The sequence below is a fragment of the Actinokineospora lacus genome, assembly GCF_053813445.1.
Genome location: NZ_JBQERA010000002.1, coordinates 371,372 through 390,197, shown reverse-complemented (window position 1 = coordinate 390,197; position 18,826 = coordinate 371,372). Strand labels below are relative to the sequence as shown.

General features: G+C 73.0%; 9 protein-coding genes. 7 read left to right on the top strand and 2 right to left on the bottom strand.

All coding sequences use genetic code 11. The features are described 5' to 3' along the window. Positions 1-82 precede the first annotated feature (82 nt). The 6 genes from ACTG9Q_RS06095 to ACTG9Q_RS06070 all read left to right on the top strand — a co-directional run bounded on the left by ACTG9Q_RS06095 (position 83) and on the right by ACTG9Q_RS06070 (position 13,343). Positions 83-3,130, top strand: a complete 3,048-nt coding sequence (locus ACTG9Q_RS06095; protein ID WP_455571620.1) for an AfsR/SARP family transcriptional regulator — start codon at positions 83-85, stop codon at positions 3,128-3,130. Positions 3,131-3,312: 182 nt separating this feature from the next. Beyond that, positions 3,313-7,008, top strand: coding sequence for a DUF4132 domain-containing protein (locus ACTG9Q_RS06090; RefSeq protein ID WP_455571619.1), 3,696 nt, complete (start codon positions 3,313-3,315; stop codon positions 7,006-7,008). Next, positions 7,005-8,102, top strand: coding sequence for an ATP-binding protein (locus tag ACTG9Q_RS06085; RefSeq protein ID WP_455571618.1), 1,098 nt, complete (start codon positions 7,005-7,007; stop codon positions 8,100-8,102). The genes ACTG9Q_RS06090 and ACTG9Q_RS06085 overlap by 4 nt, the downstream gene beginning before the upstream one ends. Further along, positions 8,060-10,369, top strand: coding sequence for a DUF5682 family protein (locus tag ACTG9Q_RS06080; RefSeq protein ID WP_455571617.1), 2,310 nt, complete (start codon positions 8,060-8,062; stop codon positions 10,367-10,369). The genes ACTG9Q_RS06085 and ACTG9Q_RS06080 overlap by 43 nt, the downstream gene beginning before the upstream one ends. Further along, positions 10,366-11,487 (top strand): VWA domain-containing protein, encoded by a 1,122-nt coding sequence (locus tag ACTG9Q_RS06075; RefSeq protein ID WP_455571616.1) that lies wholly within the window; start codon positions 10,366-10,368, stop codon positions 11,485-11,487. Before ACTG9Q_RS06080 ends, ACTG9Q_RS06075 begins: the two co-directional genes overlap by 4 nt. After that, positions 11,484-13,343, top strand: a complete 1,860-nt coding sequence (locus ACTG9Q_RS06070) for an SWIM zinc finger family protein (RefSeq protein ID WP_455571615.1) — start codon at positions 11,484-11,486, stop codon at positions 13,341-13,343. Before ACTG9Q_RS06075 ends, ACTG9Q_RS06070 begins: the two co-directional genes overlap by 4 nt. 435 nt (positions 13,344-13,778) lie before the next feature. Here the strand turns inward: ACTG9Q_RS06070 and ACTG9Q_RS06065 are convergent, their stop codons facing one another. Next, positions 13,779-14,930, bottom strand: a complete 1,152-nt coding sequence (locus ACTG9Q_RS06065) for a hypothetical protein (protein WP_455571614.1) — start codon at positions 14,928-14,930, stop codon at positions 13,779-13,781. Positions 14,931-15,061: 131 nt separating this feature from the next. On the opposite strand from ACTG9Q_RS06065, the gene ACTG9Q_RS06060 reads away from it, so the two are divergent. Beyond that, positions 15,062-17,809 carry an ATP-binding protein gene (locus tag ACTG9Q_RS06060; RefSeq protein WP_455571613.1) on the top strand — a complete coding sequence of 916 codons (2,748 nt, stop codon included), beginning with the start codon at positions 15,062-15,064 and terminating at the stop codon, positions 17,807-17,809. Here ACTG9Q_RS06060 and ACTG9Q_RS06055 read toward each other — a convergent pair. Continuing rightward, positions 17,806-18,705 (bottom strand): serine/threonine protein kinase, encoded by a 900-nt coding sequence (locus ACTG9Q_RS06055; RefSeq protein WP_455571612.1) that lies wholly within the window; start codon positions 18,703-18,705, stop codon positions 17,806-17,808. The two genes, ACTG9Q_RS06060 and ACTG9Q_RS06055, sit on opposite strands and share 4 nt — an antisense overlap. Positions 18,706-18,826 lie beyond the last annotated feature (121 nt).

Below are 18,826 nucleotides of genomic sequence, written 5' to 3'. Positions count from 1 at the left end.
TGGATTTCTTGCGGCATTCCTGCATGGCGCTGGTCAGGCGGCTGTACCGTCTCGGGGGACGTCGTTGTGTCAGGGGGCCACGATGATGGTGCGTCTGCTGGGGGAAGTGGCCGTGCGCGTCGGTACGCGGCCGGTGGACCTGGGGCATCCCAGGCAGCGGTGCCTGCTCGCCGCGCTGGCGGTCGAGGCGGGCCGGGTCGTGCCGGTGGACCGGCTGGTGGAGCGCGTCTGGGGAGCGGACGTACCGAGACGGGGGCGGGCCACGCTCTACAGCTACGTCTCCCGGCTGCGGCAGGCCCTGACCTGCGCGGACACCGTGACCATCGAGCGGCGCTCCGGCGGGTACGCCCTGCTGACCAGCACGGCCGAACCGCTGGTCGACCTGCACCTGTTCCGGAAGCTGTGCGCGAGCGCCCGCGCGGACGCCGATGCCGAACAGGCCGCGCGGTCGCTGACCGACGCGTTGGAGCTGTGGCAGGGTGAGGCGCTGACCGGGCTGGATGGTGAGTGGGCCTGCTCCGAGCGCGACCAGCTGGCCCAGGAACGGCTGGCCGCCCAGCGTGACCTGGCCGACGCGCGACTGCGCACCGGTCACGGCGGGCAGCTCGTGGCCGAGTTGGCCGCCCACGTGGCGAGCCACCCCCTGGATGAACGGATCGCGGGCCAGTACATGCTGGCCCTGCACCAGGCCGGACGGCCCGCCGACGCGCTGAAGCACTACCGGCAGGTCCACGCGCGGCTGGCCGAGGAGCTGGGCACCGACCCCGGTGCGGCGCTTCGGGACGTGCACAGGCGGCTGCTGGCCGGTGCTCCCGATTCCCCCGGCGACTCGGCCGAGCCGGTGCCGTGCGACCGGGCGCCCGAGCGGGATGAGGTGTGCCCCGACGCGTGCAGGCCACGCCAGCTGCCGCCCCGGGCCGCGCACCTGATCGGCCGGGACGCCCTCATCGCCGCGGTCGCGGACTCGGTGCGGCCCGCGGCGGACGCGCCGCCACCGGTCGCCGTGCTGGTGGGGCAGGGCGGGATCGGGAAGACCGCGCTGGCCCTCGCGGTCGGGTCCGCGGTGTCCCCGCGGTTCCCGGACGGGCAGATCTTCGTCGACCTGCGCGGCGCGCGCCCCGACCCCGTCGACCCGCACACCGTCACGGGCAACGTCCTGCGGGCGCTCGGCGTCGACGGGACGACGCTGCCCGCCGACCGCGACGAGCGGACCGCAGTGTACCGCAGCCACCTCGCCGACCGCGCGGTGCTGCTCGTCCTGGACGACGCGGCGGGCGAGGAACAGGTCAGGCCACTGCTTCCCGGCACCGGGCGGTGTGCCGCGGTGGTGACGTCGCGCCGACAACTCGGGGCGCTGCTCAGCGCGGCACGGCACCCGGTGCCGCTCCTCGACGAGCCCGACTCCGTGGCGCTGCTGGCGCGGATCGCCGGAGGCGGGCGCGCCGCGGCCGAGCCCGCGGCGGCGCGCGAGGTGGTCCGGCTCTGCGGGAACCTCCCGCTCGCCGTGTGCGTCGCCGCCGCCCGGCTGGCCATCACGCCGCACCAGGGCGTCGAGGAGTTCCGCGAGCTCCTCGCCGACGAACGCGCCCGCCTCGACGAACTCGCGGTCGGGGACCTGGACGTCCGGGCGAGCATCGCGCTGGGCTACCGCACCCTCACCCCGGACGCGCGAACGCTGCTGCGCGCGCTCGGGCTGGTCGCCGCGCCGGACTGGCCGCGCTGGGTGGCCGAGGAGCTGTTCGGGCGCCCCCTGCGCAGGGTGCTGGACCAACTCGTGGAGACGCACCTGGTCGAGTGCACCGGCCGGGACGCCGTCGGCCAGGCCCGGTACCGGCTGCACGACCTGGTGGCCGACTTCGCGCGCGAACGGGCGGCCCAGGACGACGGCGTGGCGGCGTGCGACAAGGCGGTGACCCGGCCGCTGGAGGGCTGGCTCGCCCTCGCGGCCATCGCCGACGAGCGGGTCCCCCACGGCACCGCCCACGCCGAAGGGCTCCCGGCCCCGCCGCCGCCCGCGGGCGCGCCACGCGCGGTGGCGGAGTCCGCCGCCGAGTGGTTCGAGGCCGAGCGGCACAGCCTGGGAGTGGCGGTCGACGAGGCGCTGCGGTTGGACCTGGTGGACCTGGCCGGGCACCTCGTGCTGCGCATGTCGGGCTTCCTCACCCTGCACGCGCACGACACCCAGCGCGAGACCCTGCTCCGCCGCGTCGTCGGGCGGGTTCGCGAGCGGGGCGGGGACTCGCTGATGCTCCGGCTCCTGCCCGCCTTCTACGAGGCGTGCAACCAGCTCGACCTGACGGCCGAACTGCCGGTGATCGCCGCCGAGCACCTCGCGCTGGCCAGGAGGCTGGCCGACCGCGGCGCCGAGGTGGTGGCGCTGTGGCAGGCGGGCCGCGCGGCCCGCCTGACGGGCAGGCTCGACGCGGCGCGGCGCTGGCTCGAGGAGGCCGTGCGCCACGCGCGCGCGCCGGGGATCGACCCGCTCCTCGTCTCCAGCACCCTGTCCGGGTTGGCGTACGCGCACCTCGACCTCGGCAGGCCGGAGCGGGCGCTGCCGCTCACCGAGGAGGCGATCGCCCTGGTGAAGCAGACGGGCCGGACGCGGGGACTCGCCCTGCGGCTCTACCTCCACGGCATCGCCCTCATCGAGAGCGACCTGCTCGCGGAGGCGGACGCGACGGCCGCCGAGATGGTCGATCTCACCACCGAGATCGGCGACGACACCTGCCGCGCGTACGCGCGGACCGTGTTGGCACGGATCGCGGTTCACCGGGGCGACTGGACCGCGGCCACCCAGCACGTCGACACCGCCGTGCGAGCCGGGGAAGACCTGTCCAACGACTACCTGCTCGCGGACGTGCTGCGCCTGCGCGGTGACCTGCACGCGGCACGCGAGCGCTGGCGGGACACGATCACCTCCTCGACCACGGCACTGGCGCACTGGCGGCGGCTGGGATCACCGCTGGAGGTGGCGCGCACCCTCGCCCGCCTGCACATCGCCCACGACGCGGTCGGCGAGGCAGGCACCGCGTCGCGCTACCGCGAGGAGTGCGAGCAGGTACTGGCCGAACTCGCGCTGACCGCCGACAGCCTGCGGCTCCCCTCCCACCTGGCCGCACGACGCCGATAACGCTCCCCGCGCCAACGCCTCCAGGCTCCGCGGTCCCGATCCCCTGGTCGCTGGTCCCAGGGCCGCTGATTCCCGGGTCACGGGCACGGGCCGGTCACGGCCTGGCCAACTCGCGGTGGGCTGTCGGGGCTCACGGCTAGCTTGTGGGGGCGGGTTCGGGCGATGGGTAGGAGAGGGTGGACGTGCGGCGACTTGAGTACATCGGGGGTGGGTCCCAGAAGTTCTGGGAGGGGGTCCGGGACAACACCGATGTCGTCTTGTCCTGGGGGAGGCTGGGGACTGCCGGGCAGTCCAAGCGCAAGGGGTTCGCCTCCGTCGAGGCGGCTGAGGAGTTCCTTGCCAAGCAGGCGGGGGACAAGGTCAAGAAGGGGTACGTCGAGGCGGGTACGGCGCGGGCCGCGACCACCGCCGAGCCTGCCGAGGTCGCCAGCGCCGCCCAGGCTGCCGACGTCACCCAGGCCGCCGAGGCCACTGAGGTCGCCCAAGCCGTCGAGGTCGCCCAGGCCGCTGAGGCGATAGAGGTCGCTCAGGCCGTCGAGGCCATCAACGTCGCGCCGGTCGCCGCCGACTCGATGCCGGACGAGGACGCCTTCACCCCGCCGTCCGGGGTGGTGCGCATGGCCTACGCGCGCCGTGACCAGGGGCGGAGCCGGTATCGGCCCGATCCCGAGGCGGCCGGGGCGGTGGCGCGGCTCGTCGTGAGGCACCGGCAGCCGCTGGACATCGTCTTCGGCCGCGAGGACAGCGACCGGCGGATCGTCGAGGCCGCCCGCCGCTACCTCGACGGCGCCCCGGACGCCGTGGGCGCGGCGGCGGTGCTCACCACCGTCAGCAGGCACGGCTACTACAGCGACCAGGACGAGGTCGGCAAGTTCGGGCAGGCGTGGCTGACCACGCACGGCCTGCTGTTCGCGGTCGAGGCGGTCATGGCGCTGGCGGCGGTCACGCTCAACCAGCGCGGCAACCCGCGCCAGCACTCGGACATCCGGTTCGCCGAGGGGGACGAGGAGCTGCCGTGGCGGTGGGCGCCGTCGAACGCGCTCGCCGACGTCCGGGCCGCCGTCGCGTCCGCGAGTGACGACGAGTACGCCCAGGTCGTCGAGCGCCTGGCCGCGCTCCGGGGCAACGCCAACTCCCGGCTGCTCGCCGCGTTCCTGGCGCCGACCGAGACCGCGTGGGTGGACGAGCTCGGCGACCCCGGCACGCACAGCCACCGAGGCATGTGGATGTACCTGGCGATCGCCTACCGCGCGGAGCAGCTCGACGAGGTCCACAGTGCCGACTACGAGCTGCGGTACCACGGCCGGGTGCTGCCCACGATCGTCCGCACGGTCGGCCCGCCCGCCGCGCGGGCGCTCGCCCGGTGGACCAAGGGCGTCGAGACCGACGTCCTGCGCCGCCTGCTCGCGGCCATCGTCGCGATGCCGACCGACGAGGCGTTCACCGAACTGCTCACCCGGGTCGAGCAGCCCCATTTCCGCCCCGCCGTGCAGGAGGCCATGCAGCGCTACCCGGTCCGCGCGGCCCGGCTGCTGTCCGCGGCCGCGGCGGAGGGCAACGCCGTCGCCGTCGAGCTGTTGCGCGGGCACCTGCTGGCGCGCCCCGCGCTGCTCGCCGACGTCGTGCCGACCCTGCCGCCCGCGGCCCGCGAGGCCGCCGAGGCCACCCAGGCCGGCCTCGTCCGGCTGCCCGACGCGCCGCCGGAGTCACTGCCCACCGTGCTCACCAGCCCGCCGTGGACCCGGTCGAGCCGCACCTCGAAGCCGGTCGTGCTCACCGGGCTGGTCCTCGACGCGCCGACGCGCGTCGTGTGGGCCCCCGGCGAGCACGAGAAGGCACTCGCCGCGCGGGCCCGGCTCGCCTACCGCGGCCACGGGCGGTCCAACGTCGACTGGCAGGCCGAGATCGCCGACACGCGCAGCCACCACTGGGCCTACCCCTCGCTGCTGCTGCACGCGCCGATGGAGCTCGCCGAACCGCTGCTGGCGGACTGGCAATCAGGCAACTCCTACGGCGTCCTCGACTGGGGTGCCGCACTCCTCGCCCGTTTCGACGTCGCCGCCGTGCCCGCGGTCACCGCCACCGTGGCCTCCGCCACCGGGCAGGACGACCTCAAGGTGTTGATGCCGGTGCTGGACACCACCGCCGCCGCGGTGCTGGCAAGCGCGCTCGTGCGGCGCAAGACGGCCCGCCCGGTGGTGCGGGCCTGGCTGCTGCGCCACGGCCTGGCGGCGTTGCCATATCTGCTGCCCGCCGCCCTCGACCGGGCGGGCAAGCCCCGGCAGGCGGCGGAGACCGCGCTGCGCGTGCTCGCCGCGCACGAGGGCGTCGACGCCGTGGTCGCCGAGGCGGCCCGCCTGGCGGGCGAGGAGGCGGGCGCGGGCGTCGCGCAGGTCCTCGCGGCCGACCCGCTGGAGCTGCTGCCGAAGAAGCTGCCGGTGCCCGGCGTGTGGGCCGACCCCGCGGCGCTGCCGCAGATCCGCCTGCGGGACTCCGAACTCGCGCTGTCCCCGGCCGCGACGGCCGACCTGCTGACGATGTTCGCCCTCGGCGAGCCGGGCGAGCCCTACGGCGGCGTCGCGCAGGTCGCCGAGGTGTGCGACCCGACCTCGCTCGCCCGGTTCGGCTGGGCGGTCTTCGAGCAGTGGCGCAAGGCGGGCATGCCGCCCAAGGACGGCTGGGCGCTGTACTCCCTCGGCGCGATCGGCGACGACGACACCGTGCGCGAGCTCGCGCCGGTCATCCGCAACTGGCCCGGCGAGGGCGGCCACGCCCGCGCCGTCACCGGGCTGGACGTGCTCGCCGAGATCGGCTCCGACGTCGCGCTGATGCACCTCAACGGGATCGCCCAGAAGGTCAAGTTCGGCGGGCTCAAGCAGCGGGCCGGGGAGAAGATCGACCTGGTCGCGGCCAACCTCGGCCTGACGGCGGAGCAGCTCGCCGACCGGCTGGTGCCCGACCTCGGGCTGCAGGCGGACGGCACGCTCGTCCTCGACTACGGCCCGCGCCGGTTCGTGGTCGGGTTCGACGAGGCGCTGCGGCCGTACGTGTCCGATGAGGACGGCACCCGCCGCAAGGCGCTGCCGAAGCCGGGCGCGAAGGACGACGAGGAACTGGCCCCGCACGCGTACCAGCGGTTCACCGGGCTGAAGAAGGACGTCCGCACGCTCGCGGCCGCCCAGATCACCCGGCTGGAGCGGGCCATGGTGACCGGCCGCCGGTGGAGCCCGGAGGACTTCGCCGCCTACTTCGCGGGCCACCCGCTGCTGTGGCACGTGGTGCGGCGGCTGGTCTGGGGTGTCTACCGCGACGGCGACCTGGTCGGCGCGTTCCGGCTGGCCGAGGACCGCACCCTCGCCGACGCCGAGGACGAGGGCTACGCGGTGCCCGCGGGCGCGACCGTCGGCGTCGCGCACCCGCTGCACCTCGGCGGCGCGCTCGCCGCGTGGGCGGAGGTGTTCGCCGACTACGAGATCCTGCAGCCGTTCCCGCAGCTGGGCAGGCCGGTGCTGGCGCTGACCGGCGAGGAGCGGGCCGCCCCGCACCTGGAGCGGTTCGCGCGGGTCAAGGTCAACGTCGGCAGGGTGCTGGGCCTCGGCAAGCACGGCTGGGAGCGGACCACGCCGCAGGACGGCGGGGTCGAGCCCGGCGTCGTCAAACCGCTGCCGGGCGGGTGGTTCGCGGTGCTGGAACTCGAGGAGGGCATCGTCGCGGGCTCCCCGACGATGCTCGGCGAGGACCAGCTGATCCGCCGCGTGTTCCTGTCCACCGACCGCGATGGCTGGTGGGGCGCCGAGAACACGCCGCTCGACCGGCTGGACCCGGTGTCCGCCAGTGAGCTGCTGGCCGACCTGAGCGAACTGGTGGCCGCGAAATGACCGCACCGGCACGGAAGGCGAACCTCCAGCGCCCGCCCGCGGAGGTCCGCTTCGCCGACGAGCTGGCCCGGCTGGCGGAGCGCGACACCGCGCCGAGGCCGCCGGGCTGGGCGCTGAGCCTGGACGCGGCCCGCCGGTTCGTCATCGGCGACCCCGCGCTGGACGTCCGCAACAAGTTCGTGGGCGATCCGTCCCTTGTGGACCGCGCGCTCGTCACCCTGGCCACCAACCGGGGCCTGCTGCTGGTCGGCGAGCCCGGCACGGCGAAGTCGCTGCTGTCGGAGCTGATCGCGACCGCGGTGAGCGGGGTGTCGACGCTGACCATCCAGGGCGGCGCGGCCACCACGGAGGACCAGATCCGCTACTCGTGGAACTACGCGATGCTCGTCGCGGACGGCCCGTCACCGCGGGCGCTGGTGCCCGCGCCGCTGTTGCGCGGCATGGCCGAGGGCAAGGTGGTGCGGTTCGAGGAGATCACCCGCTGCCCGCTGGAGGTGCAGGACTCGCTGCTCTCGCCGCTGTCCGACCGGGTGCTCGCGATCCCGGAGCTGACCGGGGCCGACGCGATGGTGTTCGCCACCGACGGGTTCAACGTGATCGCCACCGCCAACACCCGCGACCGCGGCGTCAACGAGATGAGCGCGGCGCTCAAGCGCCGGTTCAACTTCGAGACCGTGTTCCCCATCCCCGACCTGGACACCGAGCTGGCGCTGGTGGAGACCGAGTCGGCGGAGCTGCTGCGCCGGTCCGGGGTGCCGCTCGCGCAGCGCCGCGACGTGCTGGAGGTGCTGGTCACGACGTTCCGCGAGCTGCGCGCGGGAACCGGGCGGGGTGGCGCCGAGCGGTTGTCCACCGTGCTCAGCACGGCGGAGGCGGTGTCGGTGGCGCACGCGGTCGGCCTGCGCGGGTGGTACCTGCGCGGCGAGCCGGGCTCGGCTGCGGACATCGTCGAGTGCGTCGTCGGGACGGCGGCCAAGGACAGCCCGGAGGACCTCGCGAAGCTGCGCCGCTACCTCGAACAGGACGTCGCCCAGCGTCGCGGCTCACCCGCGTGGGACGAGCTGCACGGCGCGCGGCTGCGGCTGCCCGGCTGATGGTCGCCCCGGTCCACGTGGTGGGGGTGCGCCACCACAGCCCGGCGTGCGCGCGGCTCGTTCGCGAGACCATCGCCGCGCACCGGCCCGCGCACGTGCTGATCGAGGGCCCGGCCGACTTCTCCGACCGGATCGGCGAACTGCTGCTCGGGCACGCGCCACCGCTGGCGATCTTCAGCTACGTGCGGGACGCGGCGCGCACCCGCCTGTCGTGGGCGCCGTTCTGCGACTACTCCCCCGAGTGGCTGGCGCTGACCGAGGGGCACGCCGCGGGCGCGCGGGTACGGTTCATCGACCTGCCCGCGTGGCACGCGGACGACACGGAGAACCGCTACGCGGACGCGGAACGGCGCTACGCGGACGCCACGGACCGTCTGTGCCGGACCTTCGCCGTGGACAACGTCGACGTGCTGTGGGACCACCTGGTGGAGGCCCACCCGCACGACGGGCTCGCCGAGCGGCTCGAGGCGTACTTCGACCTGGTGCGCGGCGAGGCGGACGCGGGCCCGGTGGACACCGCGCGCGAGGAGTACATGGCGCGCTGGGTCGCCGCGGCCGCCGCCCGGGACGACGGTCCGGTCGTGGTGGTGGTCGGCGGCTTCCACCGCCCGGCGCTGCTGGCCCGCCTCGCCGGGGCGCCCGGGGAGCCTGGCTGGCCGGAGTCGGACTGGCCGGAGGTGCCGGGCGTGCCGCCGGGCACCGAGGTCGGCAGCTACCTGGTGCCGTACTCGAACCGGCGGCTCGACGCGTTCACCGGGTACGCCTCCGGGATGCCCTCGCCCGGGTACTACCAACGGCTCTGGGAGGGCGGTCCGCGCGAGGCCGCCACCGGGCTGGTCGCCGACGTGGTCACGCGGCTGCGGGCACGCCGCCAGGGCGTGTCCACGGCTGACCTGATCTCCGCCCGCGCGCTCGGGGAAGGGCTCGCGGCGCTGCGCGGCCACGAGCACCCGTCCCGCACTGATGTGCTGGACGGGCTGGTCAGCGCGCTGGTGTCGGACGCGTTGGACCAGCCGCTGCCGTGGGCGGCGCGTGGCCGGTTGGCGCCCGGCGCGCACCCGGTCGTGGTCGAGATGGTCGCCGCGCTCACCGGCCACCGGGTCGGCAGGCTGCACCCCGACACGCCCGCGCCGCCGCTGGTGGGCGCCGTGGCGGCGGAACTGGCCGCGCACGGGCTCGACGGCGACCGCGCTGTCCGGCTCGACCTCGTCGACCCGACGGACCTGCGCCGCAGCCGCGTGCTGCACCGGCTGCGGGTGCTCGGCATCCCCGGCGTGGAGCGGCGGTCCGGCCCCGCGGCCGGGCGCGACGCGACCGCGGAGGAGCAGTGGCGGCTCACCGACTCCGACCGGCGCGAGGCCATGCTGATCGAGGCGGCGGCGCGCGGCGGCACGCTGCCCGACGCGGCCGCGGCCACGCTCGCCGAGCGGGCCGGGGACGCGCGCGACGAGGTCGGCGCGCTGGCGGGCCTGCTGTACGACGCGGCGCTGTGCGGGCTCGCCGAGCTGGCGGGCGAGCTGACCACGAGCGTCGCGGACGGCGTGCGGGCGGCCCGTGAACTGGGGCCGCTCGGCGCGGCGCTGCGGGTCGCGCTCGGACTGTGGCGGCACGACCGGCTGCTGGGCGCCGCGGGCAGCGCGCTGCTCGGCGAGGTGGTCGCGACCGCGACCACGCGGGCGCTGTGGCTGGCCGAAGGCGTGCGCGGCGGCCCGGGCCCCGCCGAGCCGGAGCGGCTGCGGGCACTGGCCGCGGTGCGGGACGCGGTGCGCGACGGCGCGGCCGTCGGGCTCACCCCCGGCCCGGCGATCGGGGTCGGCGGACGCCTCGCCGCCACCAGGGACGTGCCGCCGGACCTGCGCGGCGCCGGGCTCGGCCTGTGCTGGGCGCTCGGCGAGCCGGTGGACGCGGGCGAGGCGGTCCCCCGCGACCCGACCGTGCTCGGCGACTGGCTCGCCGGGCTGTTCGCGGTGGCGCGCGAGGAGGTCCTCGACGACGCCGGTCTCACCCCGGTGCTCGACGCCATCGTGTGCGCGTTGACCGCCCACGACTTCCTGGTGGCCCTGCCCGCGCTGCGCCAGGCGTTCGAGTTCTTCCCGCCCGCGGAGCGGGAACGGTTCGCGACGGCGCTGGTGCGGCGGCGCGGCGGCGGCGGTTCCGGGCGGGGGCTGCTGCGGCTGCGCGCGGACCCGGTGCTCTCCGCCGAGGCCGCGGCCATCGAGGAGGCGGTCGAGGAGATGCTCACGCGGGCGGGACTGGTGGACCTGTGACGGGACAGGCGAACGATGCGGAACTGGAGCGGTGGCGGCTGGTGCTCGGCGCGCCCGCGGCGGGCATGGCCGCGCTCGGCGGTGAGGCCGCCGCCATGGACGCGGCGCTGTCCTGGCTGTACGGACGCGACCCGGACCTGGCCGAACGCGGCGTGCGCGGCGCGGGCGGTGAGGACTCGCGGCTGACCGCCGTCGAGTGGCTCGACGACGTGCACCGCCTGTTCCCGAAGGAGACGATCGAGCGGCTGGAGCGCGACGCGGTCGAGCGCTACGACATCCACGAGATCGTCACCGACCCGGCCGTGCTGGAACGGGTGGAGCCGAACCCCGCGCTCCTGCGGGCGGTGATGCGCACCAAGCACCTGATGAACCCGGAGGTGCTGGTGCTGGCCCGGCGGATCGTCGCGGAGGTCGTGCGGGAGCTGATGGAGCGCCTGGCCACCGAGGTGCGCCACGGCCTGACGGGCGCGCGGCTGCGCAGGCCGAGCAACTTCCGGCAGGCACGGGACTTCGACTTCCGCGGCACCGTGCGGGCCAACCTGGCGCACTACCAGCCGGAAGACCGGCGGCTGCTGATCGAGCGGCCCCGGTTCACCTCGCGCGGCACGCGGCACACGCAGCCGTGGCAGCTGATCCTGCTGGTCGACCAGTCCGGCTCCATGGTGGACTCGGTGATCCACTCGGCGGTGACGGCGGCGTGCCTGTGGGGGGTGCCGGGGCTGCGCTCGCACCTGATCGCCTTCGACACCAGCGTCGTCGACCTGACCTCCGAGGTGACCGACCCGGTGGAGCTGCTGATGCGGGTCCAGCTCGGCGGCGGCACCGACATCGCGCGGGCCGCGCGGTACGGCGCGGACCTGGTGGACGCGCCCCGGCGCGCGATCGTCGCGATCGTGTCCGACTTCTACGAGGGCGGCGACGGGCACTCGCTGGTGCGCACGGTGCGCGGGCTGGTGGAGCAGGGCACGCACGTGCTGTGCCTGGCCGCGCTGGACGAGGCCGCCGAGCCGGACTACGACCGCGAGCTGGGCCAGCGCCTGGCCCAGGTCGGCGCGTACGTGGGCGCCATGACCCCCGGCAACCTGGCCGGGTTCGTCGCGGAGAGGATCGGCCGGTGAGGGCGGACCTGCTGGCGCTGACGCCCGACGCCCTCGCGTCGCTGGCCAACCGGGGTCTGGTGAAGCGCGCGACCCGCGAGCTCGACGGTGTGCCGCCGGTGGCGGAGGCGGGCGACGGCACGGTCGGGGTCACCTTCGCCGACGGCGCCGCGGTGACGCTGCCGCCGGGCCACAGCCTGGACGCCGCTGCCTGCACGTGCGGGGCGCCCGGGGTGTGCAGGCACCGGATCGGCGCCGTCCTCGCCTACCAGCGCGATCGCGCGGCGGAGCCCGCGCCCGCCGCCGCCCCACCGGGGTGGCCGGGTTCGGTGACGGACGAGGAGCTGACCGCGCGGTTCGGCGCGCGCACGGTGGCCTCGGCCCGCCGTGGGCTCGCGAGCGGCGTCACCGCGCGGGTGCGCCGCCCCGCCACCGTGGAGACCCCGGCGGCGACGGTCCGCTTCCTGGTCCCCGGCGAACTGGGCTTCGTCGACTGCGACGCCCGCGCGGAGGCCCGCGACGCGCTCATCGTCCTCGCGGTGTGGGCGTTCCGCCGCGCCGACGCCGAGCACCCGGACGACCAGGAGGTGACGGTAGAGCTGTCGGGCCCGGCGGCCCCGCCCGCCACGCTGCCGCTCACCGCGGTCGGTGAGCTGCTGCGCGCGGGCGTCGTGTCGGCGGACGAGGTGCTGGCGGCCGCGCTGCGCCGTGAGCAGGAGGCGTGCGACCGGGCGAACCTGCGCTGGCCCGCCGCCGCGCTGGCCGAGCTGGTCGAGCAGCTGAACGCCTACCGGTCCCGTTCCGCGCACCACGAACCGGTTCGGGTGGCCGAGCTGATCACGGAGCTGTACGCCCGCGACCACGCGGGCGCCGTCGCGCCGTCGCGGGTGCTCGGCACCGAGGAACCGGCGGAGACCCCGCTGCGGCAGGTGCGGCTGATCGCGCTGGGCTGCCGGGTGGGCCGGGACCAGGACAATGACACGGCGGAGGTGTTCCTCGCCCACCCGAGCACCGAAACGGTGCTGGCGGTCCGACAGCGCTGGCCGCACGCCCCCGGCGCCGTCGCCGCGCGGCGCGTCGCGGGGACCACCGTCGCGGCGCTCGCGGCGGGGAACGTGGTCAGCGAGGCCGCCGTGCGCAGCGCCGGTCGGGTGGTGCGGTTCGGGGCGGGGCGTCTCGCGCGGACGACCGTGAGCCCGGTCGGCGAGTCGTGGGCGGACCTGCCCCCGGCGTTGCGGCCGCCGTCCGTCGCGGCGGTGTCGGCGCTGCTCGCCGCGCTGCCGCCGCGGCTGGTGCGGGCGCGGGTCGCGGCCGAACTGGTCCGGGTGCTGCCGCTGGCCGAGGTGCGCCAGGTGCGCTATCTCGCTGGGGCGCAACGACTTGAGGCCGTGGTCGCGGACGCGGGCGGCCACACGGCGACCATCGGCCTGACCCACCGCCCGGCCGCCCCGGGGGCCCTGGACGCGCTCGCCGCGGCACTCGCCGCCGAGCCCGTCGCGGTCAGCGGTGCGCTCCGCCGGGCCCGCGGCGGGCTGCTCATCGAGCCGTACGCGATCCAGACCCGCGACGGCGTGGTGGTCCCCGACCTGGCCGCCCCCGACGGGACAACCCCACCGGCGAGCGGCCCACCCGAGCGCGACCCCCTGGCCGCCGCCATCGAGGACGCCCTCACCCTCCTGGCCGAGGCCGCCCACCGCGGCCTCTCCCGCCTGCCCGCCTCCATGGCCACCCGCGCCACCACCGCGGCCACCACCCTGACCCAAGTCGGCCTACACCGCTGCGCGACAACCACCACCGCCTGGGCAACGGCGACCGACGACCCCAAGGCATGGCTACGAGCCGTCACCCGCCTGATGACCACCGCCGAACTGCACTGACCCAGCGACTATCTCCGGGATTCTCACGCCATCAACGACCGACTACTCCGCGCCACCGGGTTAGTCCCTTCAGACACCGTTGGTGAACCAAGAATCGGCCCCTCAAGGAACGACAATGCCCGGTGTGCTGGCGCCACCATGTCTGAACTCCGGCTTCAATAGCAGGCGTTGGTCATACCATCAATCCACTGCAGTGGAATATCGCATCATGACTGCCAACGTAGCGTCCAGTTGAGATGAGGTCCGCTGGTACGAGCCCAAAGAGGGAGGTGCTGTCGAGGATGATTCCACGGCAGCACCTCCCTCGGACATGCGTTAATCAGTTAACGGCTGTCCGCTGTCCCCCCATTCCCACCAGGGCGGGCGGCAAACGGCTGGATGTACGGCATGGCTCTCTCTTTCCGTGAGACGTGATCATCCTGGATCACGATGGGGTCAATCGGCCTGGATCGGTGCGCTGAGGATGGGTGTGGTCGGTTCGGGCAGGTGGAGCACTCGGTAGCAGGTGGCTCGCAGGACCGCGGCCGAGCGGTGAGGCAACGACGTGATCCGGTCGGTCACCCCTTTTCCGTCCACCGGCTCCTTCGCACGTTCGAGTTGAACCCGCAATGAGGCAGCCGGGTCGAGTACGGGTGCCACGGCGGCCAGTGCCTCGGTGACCGAGCCGGGGACGAGGTTCGCCTTCGGGGAATGGGCAAGCACCACCGGTTTTCCCATGGATGCCGTGTACGCCGTGACGAGTCCGTGGTCACCCACGACACAGTCGGCCGCGATCACCGCGACGCGCCAGTCGACGCCCGGTGGGTTGAGGACGAGACCCGCCCTGCGCGCGTCCGCCGTCCACGCCAGGACCTGGCGGCGGCCGTGGACGTCCCAAACGTCGGGGTGAAGGTGGCACAGCACAAGGTGCTCCGCGGGAGGCAGGTCCGCGATCAACCGGTCCAGCACACCCGCCGAACGGGCGAACAACGATCGTGGACCACGAGTCGAGACCGCCAGCACGACATTGCGAGTGGGCTCCACACCTAGTTGCGCGCGGTAGCGCTCCCGGTGCGGCACGCTCGCGGCCAACCGGTCGAAGTCCGGATCGCCGACCACGACTGCGTGCCGCACCGCCGCGGGCCACCGACTGAGCAGCGATCGCCGTTGCCCGTAATGTGCGAGCGCCACAACCGACGACATCCCGTCGGGCGTGCCAACGGCACGTTTGATCCCGTTGACGCCGTCGTAGCCCTTGAGGTCGGGAAACACCCCTCGCGGCGAGACGTCGGGAAGCAGGAGCACCGGGCCGGTGAGCTCCGCGACGTGCCGCGAAGACGCCGACACGACGAGGTCGAACGCCCCTTCGACGGCCTGCTCCCACAGAATCACCACACCTGCGGTCCTCCGCAAGAACTCCTCCAGGACACCGCCCGTCGAGTCCGGCGGGCGAGTGAACACCACCTGCACCGCAGGGTCGCTCTCGACGACCGAGAGCGTGTCGAGCACTCGTTGGCCCGATGCGACCGTGTGCACGACCGCAAGCACAACTCGGCGCACCGCACGAGTCTGCTCAATCGGCGCCCGGGTCCAGTTCCGCGTAGTCACGTGATCTCCTTTCCTCCTGTCGATCAGGACGTCGGAAGAGTGGACGGGAAGTGCGGGACGAACGCGGGGGAAACGCGGGGTCACCGCGTGGCCGACGCGCGGCGCGCTTCTGCTCTGCTTCACTTGCCGTGATGAGCAGCGATGACATCCAGGTCCAAGTACTCGGCCCTATGGCCCTTTTCGTGGGTGGCGAGCAGCAGGTGGTCACCGAGAACCGCGTGCTGGCGATGCTCGCCGCACTGGCGCTCAGCGAGACCTTCACCTCGGACCACCGCCGGTTCAACACACTGCTGACGGGTCAGCCGGACGATCTGCACCCGTCGACGCTCACGAGCTACCTCTCCAAACTGCGCAAGCTGGTCGGCCCGGAGGTGCTCCCCGCGCACCAACGCAACATCGTTCGCATCCGGTTGTCTCGGGACAACGTCGATTACTGGAGGTTCCGGGGACTCATCGATCGGGCGCACACCGCTGATCCGGACGAACAGGTGCGCCTCCTGCGCGAAGCGTCGGGCCTGTGGCAGCCCGGAGAACCGCTGTCGAACCTGGGCCAAGCCCACTTCGAGGACGAAATCTTTTCCCTACAGGGACTTCGTCGGTCGACATGTCTGCGCTTGATCGGTGTGCTGCGGGAACTCGGTCTGTTCGACGAAGCACTCACCGAGGCTCGGAAGGCGAATGCGCTGTGGCCCCTCGACGTGGAGGTCTGCCGGTTCCTCTTGCGGGCACTCGCCCACACGGGCAACGCCGACGCGGTCGAAAGCGCCGCAGGGGAATTCGTCCGGAGAATGACTTCAGCGGGTCTTGAGGTCCCTGACGACCTGCCGCAGACGACCACCGAGTGCGCCGAGCTTGCTCGGAGCACACCGAACGTCGAGGTGGCCCGTAGGTTCGTCGCTCCCAACCAGTTGCCGCGGGCCTTGGAGGTGCTGCACGGCCGCGAGCACGAACTGGCGCGGTTGGACTGGCTGCTCGAAGGTGTGCCGACCCAGGCACGAGCGGTGGCCGTGGTCGGCACGCCCGGTGTCGGGAAGACGCAGCTGGCGCTGACGTGGGCGCACCGATCCGCACACCGCTTCCCGGACGGCGTGCTGTACGGCGAGTTGAGCGGCTTCGCCGACGAAGCCCCGGTCACCGTCGACCGGCTGGTCACGTCCTTCATCCGGGCGTTCGGGACCACGCCGACCGACAACCCGGTGGGCCAGTACCGCAGCCTGCTCGCACACAAGTCCGTGCTCGTCGTTCTCGACAACGCCGCGGGCTACGAACAGGTCGAGCCACTGCTACCCGCGGGCGCGCGCTGCGCGGTGGTTGTCACCAGCCGATCGCGGATGCCCGGGCTGAGCTCCGCGGGTAGCGCCGAGGAGGTCACCATCGAACCACTGGCGCCCGAGGCAGGTTTGGCGATGCTGCGCGGCCTGGTCCGCGACGACAGGATCACGCGGGAATGGGACGCCGCCAGCCGGTTGGTCGAGGCCTGCGACGGTCTGCCCCTGGCGATCGCCATTGTCGCGGCGCGGGCGGTGCAGCGGCGCAAGCACCGTCTGGCCACGATCCTCGAAGAACTCAGCAACACCACAACGCTGCTGGACTCCTCCGTGCCGACGAGTCGACGCATCACCCTGCGCGGCGTACTCACCTGGTCGTACACCGCGTTGTCCGCAGGTACGGCACACGTGTTCCGACTGGTCGGCATCCATCCCGGTCCCACGATCGGGTCGCCTGCGCTGGAGTTCCTGGCAGACCTGCCTGCACCGGCATTGCGCCGGTGCGTGGACGAACTACTGGACAGCCACCTGCTTGAGGAGGTGGCCGAGAATCGATTTCGCCTGCACGACGTCCTGCGCCGCTTCGCCGTGGACCGCGCCGCCGTTGACATGACCGACGAAGCGCGCAGTCTGGTCCGACTCCGCGCTCTTGATTACCTGCTGTGGAACGGCAAGGCTTGCGACCTGGCCTTGGACTCCGGGCGTGAGCTTCCGCCGGAATCCCCTCCAGCGGAACTCGTCGTCGCCGAGGTCGACGAGGAGCAGGCTCTGATCTGGTTCGAGGAGGAGTACCCGGCCTTCGTCGCCGCGCTGACTTCGCCCGCCTACCAGGTCCACGAGTCGCACCACTGGCGGTTGGCCATGGTCCTGGTCATGTATCAGCGACTACGAGGGCAGTGGCGGGACTGTGAGGCATTCCTCGTCGCCGCCAGGGAGACCGCTGCCCGCACGACCGAGCCGCTGTACCGGGCGATGGTGCACCGCCAGCTGGGTGCCACGCGTCGCAAGCTGCACAAACTCAACCTGGCCGCGAGCGATCTCCAGGAAGCCATCCGGCTGGCCCGGCAGAGCCGCGACAAGCTCGCCGAAGCTCATGGCCACCAAGTCCTCGGCTCCATCCTTGAGAGCCAGAGGAACTGGCCCGCGGCGATCGAGCACTACGGCACGGCGCTGGCGACGTACGAGAAATTCGATGATGTCCGCGGGGTGGGTTACACGGCGAGTGGCCTGATCAGTGCCCTCATGGCCGACGGGCGCTCGGCGGAGGTGGGCGCTCTGGCGCAGAAGGCCATGCAGGCGGGTGAAGAAGGAACCGACGGCTACGGGCGGGCAGCGATCCACCGCACCGCGGCTCAGCACCACCTCACCTTGGGGAACCTCGATCTGGCCATCGACCACGTCACGAAGGCGATCGACGAATACCGCCGGACCGGCGCTGCCGTGAACGAGGCCCACGCTCAACACCTGCTCGCCACGGCATTGGTGAAATTCGGTGATCACGTTGGGGCGCAACAAGTCTGGCAACGAGCACGTGAGATCCTGACCGGGATCGAGCACCTCGAAGGAGACGACCGGCGCCTCCTCGACGAGGTTGGTGCCCGGCTCGACTAGTCCATGACTGCGGGCATCCGAAGAAATTGGGCGCGCAGCCACGCCTCTGGATCCGGTTCAGGCGCCTGTGGATCCGGCGGCGCGTCAGGTGGCGGCAGAAGACGGCGTAACCTGTCCACCACCTCGGCGGCGCTGGAGAATCGACGGTCCAGGTCTCGGTCGAGCATCTGAAGCACCACGTCCCCCAGGTCCGGTCCGAGTCGGTGCAGGACGTGAGGTGGCACCTCGGCCGGGACATCGGCCACGTTCCACTCGTCCTCCTCGGTGAACGGCACCTGGTTGGTGACCATCTCGCAGATCAGGCAGCCGAGGGCGTAGACGTCGCTCTGGAAGGTCAGCTTCCGATCGCGCACCTGCTCGTAAGGCGCATAACCCTTCGTTCCGCCGAAGATGTTCTTCGCGGTGACATCCTTCGCGATACCGAGGTCGAGCAAGTAGACGCGGCCCGAGTTGTCGATCTTGATGTTGTCCGGCTTCACGTCCCGGTGCACGAACCCGCGTCGGTGCACGTCATCGAGGATTCGGCCCAGTTGACACGCGATCGCGACCGCCGTGCGCCGTTTCAACGACCGGTACCGCGCCAACAACTCCGTGAGGCTCGGTCCTTCGATCATTTGCATCACCACGTAGGACTGTCCGTCGGAGACCCCGATGTCGTACACGACGGGAGTGCCGCCGATGCCATCGAGGTTCTTACCTATGTCACCCTCGACAGCGAGCTTCTCGCGCTTCTCCTCATACCAGGTATCGGTTTCATGAAAACGAGCGGGAAGCACCTTGACAGCGACCTCGAAACCAGATATCTGGTCGACCGCTCGATAAATCTTCCCCATAGCGCCTTGACCGAGCGGAGCGGTTATCTGGAACCGCCCACCGAGCACCACGTCGATCTTCACGAATCCACCTTCCGCCGACACCTCGCCACTTCGGTCATACATCGGAAGCCGTCTCCCGTTACGAAGTTCACCCTCCTGGAGTAGAGCCCTTCTGACATCATCCTCAACCACGGGAGGAGAG